Genomic DNA, 13,418 nt, shown 5'->3' with positions numbered 1-13,418 from the left:
AACGAGCGAGGTGTTGGCGTGAACATTAATGCAACCCTGATTGGTCAGTCCGTTGCGTTCTTCATTTTTGTGCTGTTCTGCATGAAGTTCGTGTGGCCTCCGGTCATCGCGGCATTGCAAGAACGTCAGAAGAAGATCGCGGATGGACTGGACGCTGCCAACCGAGCAGCTCGCGACCTGGAGTTGGCCCAAGATAAAGCGGGTCAGCAACTGCGCGAAGCGAAAGCTCAGGCAGCCGAAATCATTGAGCAAGCCAAGAAGCACGGTGCTCAGATCGTCGAGGAAGCCCGTGATCAGGCCCGCGTCGAAGCTGACCGTGTGAAGGCTCAGGCTCAGGCCGAGATCGAACAGGAAATTAACAGCGTCAAAGACGCGCTGCGCGCCCAAGTGGGTAGCCTGGCCGTTGGCGGTGCTGAAAAGATCCTTGGCGCCACAATCGATCAAAACGCGCATGCGGAGCTGGTTAATAAACTGGCCGCTGAAATTTAAGCGAGGGCGATCATGGCAGAACTGACCACGTTGGCCCGACCTTACGCTAAGGCGGCCTTTGAGCACGCCCAGGCCCATCAGCAACTGGCCAATTGGTCAGCCATGCTCGGCCTGGCTGCTGCAGTGTCGGAAGACGGCACTATGCAGCGCCTGCTCAAGGCCCCGCGACTGACGAGCGCAGAAAAGGCCGCCGCGTTTATTGACGTGTGCGGTGACAAGTTCGACGCACAGGCACAGAATTTCATTCATGTTGCCGCGGAAAACGACCGTCTCCTGCTATTGCCGGAGATTTCGGCTCTGTTCGAGCTGTACAAAGCCGAACAAGAGAAATCCGTGGACGTGGAAGTCACTAGTGCTTTTGCGTTGGACCAAGAACAGCAAGACAAACTCGCCAAGGTTCTCAGTGCACGGCTCAGCCGGGAAGTGCGCCTGCATGCGACGGAGGACGCCTCCCTTATCGGTGGTGTCGTGATCCGCGCCGGCGACCTGGTAATCGATGGCTCGGTTCGCGGCAAAATCGCGAAACTGGCCGAAGCATTGAAATCTTGAGTTTGAAGGGGCAGCAGAGCAATGCAGCAACTCAATCCTTCCGAAATTAGTGAAATCATCAAGGGCCGCATCGAGAATCTCGATGTAGCCTCTCAAGCCCGCAACGAAGGTACCGTCGTCAGCGTTTCTGACGGTATCGTGCGGATTCACGGTCTGGCCGACGTAATGTACGGCGAAATGATCGAGTTTCCAGGTGGCGTGTTCGGTATGGCCCTCAACCTGGAGCAAGACTCCGTTGGTGCGGTAGTACTGGGCGCATACGACACCCTCGCTGAAGGCATGAGCGCCAAGTGCACTGGCCGCATCCTCGAAGTTCCAGTTGGTAAGGAACTGCTGGGTCGCGTTGTCGACGCACTGGGCAACCCAATTGATGGCAAAGGCCCACTGGGCAACACCGAGACCGATGCGGTCGAGAAAGTTGCTCCGGGCGTGATCTGGCGTAAGTCGGTAGACCAGCCTGTACAGACTGGCTACAAATCCGTCGACGCCATGATCCCTGTCGGCCGTGGCCAGCGTGAGCTGATCATCGGTGACCGTCAGATCGGTAAGACCGCCATGGCCATCGACGCCATCATCAACCAGAAAGACTCCGGTATTTTCTGTGTTTATGTTGCTGTCGGCCAGAAGCGTTCCACCGTTGCCAACATCGTTCGCAAGCTGGAAGAAAACGGCGCCCTGGCCAACACCATCGTGGTGGTTGCCAGTGCTTCGGAATCCGCCGCACTGCAATTCCTGGCGCCATACGCCGGTTGCACCATGGGCGAGTTCTTCCGTGACCGCGGTGAAGACGCACTGATCGTATACGATGACCTGTCCAAGCAGGCCGTTGCCTACCGTCAGATCTCCCTGCTGCTGCGCCGTCCACCAGGACGTGAAGCGTACCCAGGTGACGTGTTCTATCTCCACTCCCGTCTGCTGGAGCGTGCATCGCGCGTTTCCGAAGAGTACGTCGAGAAGTTCACCAACGGTGCTGTAACTGGCAAGACCGGTTCCCTGACCGCACTGCCGATCATCGAAACCCAGGCTGGCGACGTTTCCGCGTTCGTTCCGACCAACGTGATTTCCATCACCGACGGTCAGATCTTCCTGGAATCGGCCATGTTCAACTCGGGCATCCGCCCTGCAGTTAACGCCGGTGTTTCGGTATCCCGTGTGGGTGGTGCCGCTCAGACCAAGATCATCAAGAAGCTCTCCGGTGGTATCCGTACCGCTCTGGCTCAGTACCGTGAACTGGCGGCATTCGCCCAGTTCGCTTCTGACCTGGACGAAGCCACCCGTAAGCAACTCGAGCACGGTCAACGTGTTACCGAGCTGATGAAGCAGAAGCAATACGCTCCAATGTCCATCGCGGACATGGCGCTGTCGCTGTATGCCGCTGAGCGTGGGTTCCTGACCGACGTTGAAATCGCCAAAGTCGGCAGCTTTGAACAAGCGCTGATTGCTTACTTCAACCGTGATCACGCCGAACTGATGGCGAAGATCAACGTGAAGGGTGACTTCAACGACGAAATCGACGCTGGCATCAAAGCCGGTATCGAGAAGTTCAAGGCCACCCAAACCTGGTAAGCCGCAGCGGGGGCTTTGCAGCCCCCGCTTGCTAACCTGATAGGTGTTACATGGCAGGCGCAAAAGAGATTCGCAGTAAGATTGCGAGCATCAAAAGCACGCAAAAAATTACCAGCGCCATGGAAAAAGTGGCGGTCAGCAAGATGCGCAAGGCTCAAATGCGCATGGCTGCTAGCCGTCCTTATGCGGAGCGTATCCGCCAGGTTATTGGTCATCTGGCCAACGCTAACCCGGAATACCGCCACCCGTTCATGATCGATCGCCCTGTAAAGCGCGTCGGTTATGTCGTCGTGAGCAGTGACCGTGGTCTGTGCGGTGGCTTGAACACCAACCTGTTCAAGGCCCTGGTCAAGGACATGGCGGTCAACCGCGAGCAAGGTATCGAGATCGATCTTTGCGTGGTTGGCAGCAAAGGTGCGGCGTTTTTCCGCAGCTTCGGCGGTAACGTCGTTGCAGCAATCAGCCACCTGGGCGAAGAGCCGTCGATCAATGATCTGATCGGCAGCGTCAAGGTCATGCTGGACGCTTACCTGGATGGTCGTATCGATCGTCTGTCCGTGGTATCGAACAAGTTCATCAATACCATGACGCAAACGCCAACGGTCGAGCAGTTGATTCCGTTGGTTGCAACCCCGGATCAAGAACTCAAGCACCACTGGGACTACCTCTACGAACCTGACGCCAAAGAGCTGCTGGACGGCCTGATGGTGCGTTACGTGGAGTCGCAGGTCTACCAGGCGGTGGTCGAGAACAACGCGGCTGAACAAGCTGCGCGGATGATCGCGATGAAGAACGCCACCGACAACGCCGGTGACCTGATCAGCGAATTGCAGCTGATCTACAACAAGGCGCGTCAGGCTGCGATCACCCAAGAGATCTCGGAAATCGTCGGCGGCGCTGCCGCGGTTTAACGGTTCAAATATTCAGAGGATCCAGCTATGAGTAGCGGACGTATCGTTCAAATCATCGGCGCCGTCATCGACGTGGAATTCCCACGTGACAGCGTTCCGAATGTCTATAGCGCGCTGAAAGTACAAGGCGCGGAAACTACTCTGGAAGTTCAGCAGCAGCTGGGCGACGGCGTAGTTCGTTCCATTGCGATGGGTTCGACCGAAGGCTTGAAGCGCGGTCTGGACGTTGTCGACACCAAGGCTCCTATCTCGGTACCGGTCGGTAAAGCGACCCTGGGCCGTATCATGGACGTCCTGGGTAACCCGATCGACGAAGCTGGCCCGATCGGTGAAGAAGAGCGTTGGGGTATTCACCGCCAAGCGCCTTCCTTCGCTGACCAGGCAGGCGGCAACGACCTGCTGGAAACCGGCATCAAGGTTATCGACCTGGTTTGCCCGTTCGCCAAGGGTGGTAAAGTTGGTCTGTTCGGTGGTGCCGGTGTAGGCAAAACCGTAAACATGATGGAACTGATCCGTAACATCGCCATCGAGCACAGCGGTTATTCCGTGTTCGCCGGTGTGGGTGAGCGTACTCGTGAGGGTAACGACTTCTACCACGAGATGAAGGATTCCAACGTACTGGACAAGGTTGCTCTGGTATACGGCCAAATGAACGAGCCACCAGGAAACCGTCTGCGCGTAGCGCTGACCGGCCTGACCATGGCTGAGAAGTTCCGTGACGAAGGTAACGACGTTCTGCTGTTCGTCGACAACATCTATCGTTACACCCTGGCCGGTACCGAAGTATCCGCACTGCTGGGCCGTATGCCTTCGGCAGTAGGTTACCAGCCGACCCTGGCTGAAGAGATGGGCGTTCTGCAAGAACGTATCACTTCGACCAAGGAAGGTTCGATCACCTCGATCCAGGCCGTATACGTACCTGCGGACGACCTGACCGACCCGTCGCCAGCGACCACCTTCGCCCACTTGGACGCCACCGTCGTACTGTCCCGTGACATCGCCTCCCTGGGTATCTACCCAGCGGTCGATCCACTGGACTCGACTTCGCGCCAGCTGGACCCGAACGTCATCGGCAACGAGCACTACGACACCGCTCGCGGCGTCCAGTACGTGCTGCAGCGCTACAAAGAGCTGAAGGACATCATTGCGATCCTGGGTATGGACGAACTGTCCGAATCCGACAAGCAGCTGGTATCCCGTGCTCGTAAGATCCAGCGCTTCCTGTCCCAGCCGTTCTTCGTGGCAGAAGTCTTCACTGGTTCTCCAGGTAAATACGTTTCCCTGAAAGACACCATTGCTGGCTTCAGCGGCATCCTCAAAGGTGACTACGACCACCTGCCAGAACAAGCGTTCTACATGGTCGGCGGCATCGAAGAAGCGGTCGAGAAAGCCAAGAAACTGTAATCCCGGCGCCCCGCAAGGGGCGCTAATCAGGTTGAGGCAAGCAGATGGCTATGACAGTCCATTGCGATATCGTCAGCGCGGAAGGAGAGATTTTCTCCGGCCTGGTCGAGATGGTGGTTGCGCACGGTAACCTGGGTGATCTTGGTATCGCTCCAGGCCACGCGCCGCTGATCACTAATCTGAAGCCAGGTCCGATCACGCTGACCAAGCAGGGTGGCGCCCAAGAGGTGTTCTACATCTCTGGTGGTTTCCTCGAGGTCCAGCCGAACATGGTCAAGGTGCTTGCCGATACCGTGCAACGTGCTGCTGACCTGGACGAAGCTCAGGCTCAGGATGCCCTCAAGGCTGCTGAGAACGCCCTGCACGAAAAAGGCGCGGAGTTCGACTACGGCGCCGCTGCCGCACGTCTGGCCGAGGCCGCAGCCCAGCTGCGTACCGTCCAGCAAATGCGCAAGGGCAAGTAATCTGGCTCTGGCCGATCACTTCTGTTGCGATTGAGTTAAAGGGTAGCCTCGGCTACCCTTTTTCTTTTTCTGCGTTTCATATTCTGGTCACATCGCTGGCCTTCTAGGATTGGTAGCCCGTCAATGTCTCTCGATATCGTTATTCTCGCCGCAGGCCAAGGTACCCGGATGCGTTCAGCGCTGCCCAAGGTACTGCACCCGGTCGCTGGTGATTCCATGCTTGGCCATGTTATCCACAGCGCGCGTCAACTACAGCCGCAAGGCATCCATGTGGTGATCGGGCACGGTGCTGAGCTTGTGCGTGAGCGTCTGGCGGCAGATGACCTGAATTTTGTCCTGCAAGACAAGCAGCTGGGTACCGGTCACGCTGTGGCTCAAGCGCTGCCAGCCTTGAGCGCTGAGACCGTGCTGATCCTCTACGGTGATGTGCCGCTGATTGAAGTCGATACCCTCAAGCGCTTGCTGGCCAAGGTCACCCCTGAGCAACTGGGCCTGCTGACGGTCAACCTTGATGACCCAACGGGTTACGGTCGCATCGTCCGTGACGCCCAGGGCCAGGTGGCAGCCATCGTTGAGCACAAGGATGCCAGCCACGCGCAAAAGGCTATCAAGGAAGGCAACACCGGCATTCTGGCAGTACCGGGTGCACGCCTGGCCGAGTGGCTGGGTCGCCTGTCGAACAACAACGCCCAGGGTGAGTACTATCTGACCGACGTAATTGCCATGGCCGTTGCCGATGGCCTGGTGGTCGCCACCGAGCAGCCACTGGACCCGATGGAAGTGCAGGGCGCCAATGATCGTCGTCAGTTGGCTGAACTGGAGCGTCACTACCAGCTGCGTGAAGGTCGTCGTCTGATGGCTCAGGGTGTGACTCTGCGTGATCCGGCGCGTTTTGATGTGCGTGGTGAAGTGACCGTTGGTCGCGACGTGCTCATCGACATCAACGTCATTCTCGAAGGCCGTGTGGTTATTGAAGACGACGTGGTGATCGGGCCGAACTGCGTGATCAAGAACAGCACCCTGCGTAAGGGTGTCGTGATCAAAGCCAACAGCCATCTTGAAGGCGCGATCATGGGTGAAGGCAGCGATGCCGGTCCGTTTGCCCGCCTGCGTCCTGGCAGCGTGCTGGAAGCCCGGGCCCATGTGGGTAACTTTGTCGAGCTGAAGAACGCCCACCTCGGTGAAGGCGCCAAGGCCGGTCACCTGACCTACCTGGGCGATGCCGAGGTAGGAGCACGGACCAACATCGGTGCCGGTACCATTACCTGCAACTATGATGGTGCGAACAAGTTCAAGACCGTCCTCGGTGAGGACGTGTTCATCGGCTCCAACAACTCTCTGGTTGCGCCTGTGGATATCCGTGACGGCGCTACTACTGCCGCTGGTTCGACGATCACCCAGACCGTTGAGGCTGCTCAGTTAGCCGTTGGCCGTGCTCGCCAGCGCAACATCGATGGCTGGAAACGGCCGGAGAAGATCAAGAAGAGCTGAGTTATGCACAGCTGAGCAGAAAGGCCGACTTGATTGTGCATAAGTCGGCCTTTTTGTTTCTTGTGGATATGTTTTCGCGGGGCAAGCCCGCTCCCACAGAGGAGTCAATTCTTGGTGGGAGCGGGCTTGCCCCGCGAAGCTGTGGATAAAAATTATCAACGCCTGCTTGACGGCTCGAAGTCTTTAGGTTTTGATTGGCATCACTAACTTTCGAAACGAAACTTAAAGACGCCATGTCGAAACGTAACACCCCTCAGCGCCGCCACAATATCCTCGCCTTGCTCAACGAGCAGGGGGAAGTGAGCGTTGATGCGTTGGCCAAACGTTTCGAAACCTCGGAAGTCACCATTCGCAAGGACCTTGCCGCCCTGGAAGCCAACGGCTTGTTGCTGCGCCGCTACGGTGGTGCCGTGACCATGCCTCAGGAACTGATCGCCGATCAGGGCCAGCCTGTCTCACTGTACAAGCAGGCAATTGCCCGGGCTGCAGTGGGGCGCATCCGTGAACATGCACGCATCATCATCGACAGTGGCAGTACCACCGCAGCGATGATTCCCGAGCTGGGCCATCAGCCCGGCCTGGTAGTGATGACCAACTCTCTGAATGTTGCCCGTGCCCTGAGCGAGCTGGAGCACGAACCTGTGCTGTTGATGACCGGCGGCACCTGGGACCCGCATTCCGAATCCTTCCAGGGCCAGGTCGCCGAGCAGGTACTACGCTCCTACGATTTCGACCAGTTGTTCATTGGCGCCGATGGCATCGACCTGGCGCGCGGAACCACCACCTTCAATGAGCTGCTTGGCCTGAGCCGGGTGATGGCCGAAGTGGCCCGTGAAGTGATTGTGATGGTCGAGTCGGACAAGGTCGGGCGCAAGATTCCCAACCTCGAGCTGCCCTGGGGCAGCGTCAATACCCTGATTACTGATGAGCGCTTGCCCGATGAGGCGCGTGAACAAATTGAAGCCCGCGGCGTCCATGTGATCTGTGCCGCACTCTCCAAGGAGCATATCTAATGTGTGGAATCGTTGGCGCCGTCGCCGAACGTAATATCACCACTATCCTGATCGAAGGCCTCAAGCGCCTGGAATATCGCGGTTATGACAGCGCAGGTCTGGCGGTCTACACCCAGCAAGGGACCCTGGAGCGTCGTCGCCGCATCGGCAAGGTCAGCGAGCTGGAAGCCGCTGTAGCCGCCGACCCGCTGGCAGGCCAGCTGGGTATTGCCCACACCCGTTGGGCAACCCACGGCGCGCCGACCGAGCATAATGCCCACCCGCATTTCTCCGGCCAGGATCTGGCGGTGGTGCACAATGGCATCATCGAGAACCACGAAGAACTGCGTGAAAAGCTCAAGGGCCTGGGTTACCTGTTCAGCTCTGAGACAGACACCGAAGTCATCGTCCACCTGCTGCACCACACCCTGAAGACCGTCCCGGACCTGGCCGACGCCCTCAAGGCTGCAGTCAAGCAGCTGCACGGTGCTTATGGTCTGGCGGTAATCAGTGTGCATCAGCCGGACCGTCTGTTGGCCGCCCGCAGCGGTAGCCCGCTGGTGATTGGCCTGGGTCATGGTGAGAACTTCCTGGCTTCCGACCAGTTGGCCCTGCGTCAGGTGACCGACCGTTTCATGTACCTGGAAGAAGGCGACATCGCCGAGATCCGCCGCGACCAGGTGACCATTTGGGATCTGGCCGGTACCCAGGTCCAGCGCGAAACCGTGCAGTACCACGAAGGCGCCGAAGCCGCCGACAAGGGCACCTATCGTCACTTCATGCTCAAGGAAATCCACGAGCAACCAACCGTGGTGCAGCGCACCCTGGAAGGGCGTCTGGGCAAAGACCACGTCATGGTCCAGGCCTTTGGCCCGCAAGCCGCCGAGCTGTTCGCCAAGGTCCGCAATGTGCAGATCGTCGCCTGTGGTACCAGCTACCACGCCGGTATGGTTGCCCGTTACTGGCTTGAAGAGCTGGCAGGGATTCCGTGCCAGGTAGAAGTGGCCAGCGAGTTCCGTTACCGCAAGGTAGTGGTGCAGCCGGATACCCTGTTCGTGTCGATTTCCCAGTCCGGTGAAACCGCCGACACCCTGGCCGCCTTGCGCAACGCCAAGGAACTCGGCTTCCTCGGTAGCCTGGCGATCTGCAACGTTGGTATCAGCTCGCTGGTGCGCGAGTCGGACCTGACCCTGCTGACCCAGGCCGGTCCGGAAATCGGTGTGGCCTCGACCAAGGCATTCACCACCCAGTTGGTGTCGCTGATGCTGCTGACCCTGTCCCTGGGCCAGGTCCGTGGCACCCTGAAGGCGGGTGTCGAAGCCGAGCTGGTTGAAGAACTGCGCCGCTTGCCTACGCGCCTGGGCGAAGCCCTGGCCATGGACGCCATCGTCGAGAAGACCGCCGAGCTGTTCGCCGACAAGCACCACACTCTGTTCCTGGGCCGTGGCGCACAGTTCCCGGTGGCAATGGAAGGCGCGCTCAAGCTCAAGGAGATCTCCTACATCCACGCCGAAGCTTATCCGGCCGGTGAGCTCAAGCATGGCCCGCTGGCCCTGGTCGACAGCGACATGCCAGTGGTCACCGTGGCGCCGAACAACGAACTGTTGGAGAAGCTCAAATCAAACCTGCAGGAAGTGCGCGCCCGTGGCGGTGAGCTGATTGTCTTCGCCGACGAAAACGCCGGTATGAGCAATGGCGAAGGCACCCATGTGATTGCTGTGCCGCACATCATCGATGCCCTGGCACCAATCCTCTACACCATTCCGCTGCAACTGCTGTCGTACTACGTGGCCGTGCTCAAAGGCACCGACGTCGACCAGCCGCGGAACCTGGCGAAATCGGTAACGGTTGAGTAACGATCGCTGTTGTTACCTCAGAGCTGGTCTGCAGGTAATTGATAACTCTTGAACCCCCGTATTTACGGGGGTTTTTTTTGAGCTGATCCACGGGTCTGGATTTCACACGTCATTCGCCGCGCGTGGCGCCCATGTTGGCACCTTCTGCCTCGGTTTACGGATTGTGGATGAGCCGGCGTAATAGCATCAATATCACTATTTCGTATTGATTACACTTGTAATATTCAAAAATAATATATGCACATGCTCTGTGCATGCTACGTTTAATTTGCGAATCTTAGTGATTCGCATTCAGCTCAATACAAGGAACCGTACTATGAGTTTTAAGAAAATCGTCACATTGACCGCATCCATCAACATCCAGGGACCAGCAGGCGGCCCTGACATGGAGCCCCCTATTTGGGCAAAGTATATTATTAACTCTTGAGCATAGCGACGTTAACTTAGCCGCCCCAACCACAAAAATCCTTGGCATATGAACTATTTAAATCAGGGCGGTTATTACGCGCCGCTGCCAACCTCAATCATCTGTCTAATTACTATCGAAGTCCGTTAATCACGACGCTCAGAGAAGCCATAGGCGAGTACAAAAAGCTCACCAAAAAACTGGACTTCCCCAAGGAGTTCATGCTTCAAGAAGTTGGCTGCATCGGCATTATCAACCCTCAGTACCTGACTGAAGACTTAACCTATAAGCAACTGATCGGCATGCCGGCTGGCGAGCAGGTTACGAAAAGCGATCGGCGCTTCGGCGCGCTGGTCAACCAGTACGAAATGGCAACCAGCCCTTTGTCCGCGCTACCGGGGCGGTATGTCTACCCGTTCCTCTCGTCAGCAGTCCTCAAGTTGGGTTTGAATGTGGCCCCAGAGCAGCTATTAAAAGGAAAAATTGACAGGTACTTTCTGCGTAAAGCCGCCTATGAGAGATACGCTGAAAAGACCTTATGGAATACGAGAAAAGGTGGAGTTACAGGATTGACCCAACGTGCGATCTCCCACAACAAAAGAGACATTACCGATGTCTTGCTCAGTGGCCCGTTGATCGACAAAGGCATGATTGAGAGTGACCAGGTGGAACGTTTGATTGATGAAATTTCTGTTGGCGCAAAAAAATGCCCGCACTTTTTGGTCCACCTGTTTTCAGCGAATCTCTTCATCCGACACTGGGAGAGTCTTTATGCCAAAGGCCAATGAGGGTGGATACGTGGCCTGGGCGGAAAATCTTCACCGGGTTATGTATAATTCCAAGATGATTCTGTTGGCTGAGTGCAGGAATGACTTCATATTCTTTGACACAGACCAGACTGCGTTCGTTTCAACTGTACTTGGTAAACACGCCTCGCAACTAGACAGCGAGGCGGAGAAGCTCGTCGATGAGTTGATCGGGCTCGAGATTCTAACCCTCGCACAAGTCCCGGATTTCTCGAAAAAATTTTCCGATATCAAAACATCCATAGGAACTGCCCGTTGCGCATGGCAAGGTGGCCGAGACGGCTGGGTGCTTTCATCTATCCGCCTGCATACCTTATTGAAAGCGATGAAGTACCTGAAGCACGCCAAGTGTGAGTCGCAGGTCGGTCACCTACAGGGGCTGCTTGATCACCTACGGAAAAGCGTTCCCACCGTCCCACTTACCAATCAAGCCAGATTGATTTCCCTGGGCAGTAATATCAACCTGGCGATCAAGCTTTTAAATACCGAGGTGAAATGCCTTGAGTTTGCCTACTGCCTGGCGAGCATGGCATTTGAAGAAAACCTTTCCTGTAGTTTCTGCATTGGCGTTCAATCCTATCCCTTCATATCTCACGCTTGGGTCAGAGGTCCGGAGGGAGTGGTGCTCGACAGTGACGAACTTGAAAAAGACCTGGCGTTGATGGTGGTCATAGGAGCCACATCATGAAAAAAAGTGAGTTTCTGAACACCACGAGGGTGTGTGCTGACATCCTCTGGAACTCGAACAGGCACCTGCGGATCTGTTTCATTATTTCGGTGCTGCTGGACTTATTGGTGGTGGCATTTTCTGTCGCTGCGCCTACCGTGCTCAAAAATTTGATCGACTCGTTCAATAGTGGTGAGACAGGCAATAACCTGGCGCTCCTAGGCGTTGGGTATGGCCTGACATGGTTGGCCGCTGAAGTATTCGTGCGAATAAAAGTAGTTATAGGCACTGAGGTCATTGAGGAGGTCAAGAAGCAGGCGAGCAGCAGATTTTGCATGAATACCATCTTCGAGTGGCATGCCGCGAGGCCCGGTTTTTCACCCGGCGTCTTTTCCACCAAGCTCAATCAAATCAACTCGGCTATTCCGGTTTTCCTGGATGGGTTGATGGGGCAAGTATTGCCATTGATCGTAAGGCTGTGCTTGTCAGTGGCGATTTTAGTTCAGTTCGTTCCTGATATTTATTCTATTGCCCTCATCGTGGTGGTGGGCTCGTTTGCAGGTGTCTCCTTATTCACCTTCAGCATCATCGGGGACAGGCAACGGGCTGCTAACGGTGCCCTGCAGTCCGCATTCGGTCTAATCTTGGACGTTCTCAAAAATCGTGAGCTTATTATCGCTCATGCCGAAGAAGAGAAGGAAATCACCCACATCGAGCAGTCACTCGGGCAGTCCAAAAAATCGATCGTCAGTAATGTATATGTCCAACAACTCGTCAGCACAGTGCAGATAGTACTGTTAGGTGCAGGTTTGGCAGGCATTACCGCCTTAGCGGCTTATGATCTCGCCGCTAAAACAATTACGCTGGGTGACTTCGTCCAAGTCAACGCGTATCTCCTGCAATTTGTGCTTCCTGTCAGTTACTTTGGAATGGTGATAAGCGGAATTAAACGGTCCTCCGTGACGCTGGGTGAAAATAGTCACCTGCTGGAGAGAAACCTGAGCGATTTCAGTACGCCTTCCGGGATTGATCTCGGGAGCGCACCTCGTGTGTCGTTGTCGAATGTTTCCCTCCATGACAGCTTGGGTGTGTCGGTTCTGAATGACGTTTCATTCGAAGTCGAATCCGGACGATCGCTTGCAATCGTCGGTCCTTCAGGCGCAGGGAAAACGACGCTTATTAAAACGCTGGTGGGGCTTAGTACGCCAACCACAGGAGAAATAGCGTTTGATCGCGTCCAACTAACCCCGTCGAACATCAGGCAATCGCGAAAAAACGTAGGGTACGTACCTCAGGACGATTACTTGCTGGACCGTAGCGTTTACGAAAACGTTTCTAGTCGAGAATGCAAGGACGACAGTGCAATCTATAAGTGTCTGAATGATGTCGGTTTGAAATTAGATGCCCGTCAGGACGCCAGAGCCATCAGCGTGAAGATACTTTCCGGGGGAGAAAAACAACGGGTTTCACTGGCTAGAGCCATCGCGCGAAAAGCAAAGGTCATTATTTTTGACGAGCCCACGTCTTCCCTGGATATCGACTCCAAGAAGATTATCGAACAAGTATTTTTTGGTTCGTTGGCTGGCGAAACGACCCGAATTATCGTCACTCACGATTTGAACGAGGCCAAGAAGGCGGACGCCATTGTCGTTCTGGAGGGAGGATGCGTTTCGGCAACGGGCGACCATGCTACGTTGATGCTGCGCCCTGGGTGGTATCGGCGCCAATGGCTTCAACTCAACCCCAGTGTTCGAGAGTACTGATAGCAACTGTTCAAGTCAGCCGAAAGCTGGCCTGGATCAATAGCTGCCGTGTCT

General features: G+C 56.0%; 12 protein-coding genes. All 12 read left to right on the top strand.

The window, feature by feature from the left end; all coding sequences use genetic code 11:
- The first annotated feature begins 18 nt into the window (after positions 1-18).
- Complete coding sequence (locus tag ACO6VD_RS05385; RefSeq protein WP_422417512.1) at positions 19-489, top strand: F0F1 ATP synthase subunit B; 471 nt, start codon at positions 19-21, stop codon at positions 487-489.
- Positions 490-501: 12 nt separating this feature from the next.
- A complete protein-coding gene (locus ACO6VD_RS05380; protein WP_400171457.1) occupies positions 502-1,038 on the top strand; it encodes a F0F1 ATP synthase subunit delta in 537 nt (178 codons plus the stop codon).
- A gap of 21 nt (positions 1,039-1,059) precedes the next feature.
- The gene (atpA, locus tag ACO6VD_RS05375; RefSeq protein ID WP_028942551.1) at positions 1,060-2,604 is read left to right on the top strand and encodes a F0F1 ATP synthase subunit alpha; all 1,545 of its coding nucleotides are present in this window, start codon (positions 1,060-1,062) and stop codon (positions 2,602-2,604) included.
- 50 nt (positions 2,605-2,654) lie between these two features.
- Positions 2,655-3,515, top strand: coding sequence for a F0F1 ATP synthase subunit gamma (atpG, locus tag ACO6VD_RS05370; RefSeq protein WP_028942550.1), 861 nt, complete (start codon positions 2,655-2,657; stop codon positions 3,513-3,515).
- A gap of 27 nt (positions 3,516-3,542) precedes the next feature.
- On the top strand, positions 3,543-4,919 hold the full coding sequence (atpD, locus tag ACO6VD_RS05365; RefSeq protein ID WP_028942549.1) for a F0F1 ATP synthase subunit beta: 1,377 nt from the start codon (positions 3,543-3,545) through the stop codon (positions 4,917-4,919).
- Between the two features lie 44 nt (positions 4,920-4,963).
- Positions 4,964-5,383, top strand: a complete 420-nt coding sequence (locus ACO6VD_RS05360; protein ID WP_045186333.1) for a F0F1 ATP synthase subunit epsilon — start codon at positions 4,964-4,966, stop codon at positions 5,381-5,383.
- A gap of 123 nt (positions 5,384-5,506) precedes the next feature.
- A complete protein-coding gene (gene glmU, locus ACO6VD_RS05355) occupies positions 5,507-6,874 on the top strand; it encodes a bifunctional UDP-N-acetylglucosamine diphosphorylase/glucosamine-1-phosphate N-acetyltransferase GlmU (protein WP_422417509.1) in 1,368 nt (455 codons plus the stop codon).
- Positions 6,875-7,107: 233 nt separating this feature from the next.
- Entirely contained in the window at positions 7,108-7,887 is a 780-nt protein-coding gene (locus ACO6VD_RS05350; protein ID WP_400171459.1) for a DeoR/GlpR family DNA-binding transcription regulator, read from the top strand.
- Positions 7,887-9,722, top strand: a complete 1,836-nt coding sequence (gene glmS, locus ACO6VD_RS05345) for a glutamine--fructose-6-phosphate transaminase (isomerizing) (protein WP_422417507.1) — start codon at positions 7,887-7,889, stop codon at positions 9,720-9,722. Before ACO6VD_RS05350 ends, glmS begins: the two co-directional genes overlap by 1 nt.
- Before the next feature lie 468 nt (positions 9,723-10,190).
- Positions 10,191-10,916 (top strand): asparagine synthase-related protein, encoded by a 726-nt coding sequence (locus tag ACO6VD_RS05340; protein ID WP_422417506.1) that lies wholly within the window; start codon positions 10,191-10,193, stop codon positions 10,914-10,916.
- Positions 10,900-11,622, top strand: coding sequence for a lasso peptide biosynthesis B2 protein (locus ACO6VD_RS05335; protein WP_422417505.1), 723 nt, complete (start codon positions 10,900-10,902; stop codon positions 11,620-11,622). The genes ACO6VD_RS05340 and ACO6VD_RS05335 overlap by 17 nt, the downstream gene beginning before the upstream one ends.
- Positions 11,619-13,364: an ATP-binding cassette domain-containing protein gene (locus tag ACO6VD_RS05330; protein WP_422417503.1), complete on the top strand. Its 1,746-nt coding sequence runs from the start codon at positions 11,619-11,621 to the stop codon at positions 13,362-13,364. The genes ACO6VD_RS05335 and ACO6VD_RS05330 overlap by 4 nt, the downstream gene beginning before the upstream one ends.
- The last annotated feature ends 54 nt before the right edge of the window (positions 13,365-13,418 follow it).

Origin of the sequence: Pseudomonas sp. GZD-222 (assembly GCF_049310525.1) — a bacterium.
Taxonomy (GTDB): Bacteria; Pseudomonadota; Gammaproteobacteria; order Pseudomonadales; family Pseudomonadaceae; genus Aquipseudomonas.
Note: the sequence above shows the minus strand (reverse complement) of the source record. Positions and strands in the feature narration are given on the sequence as shown.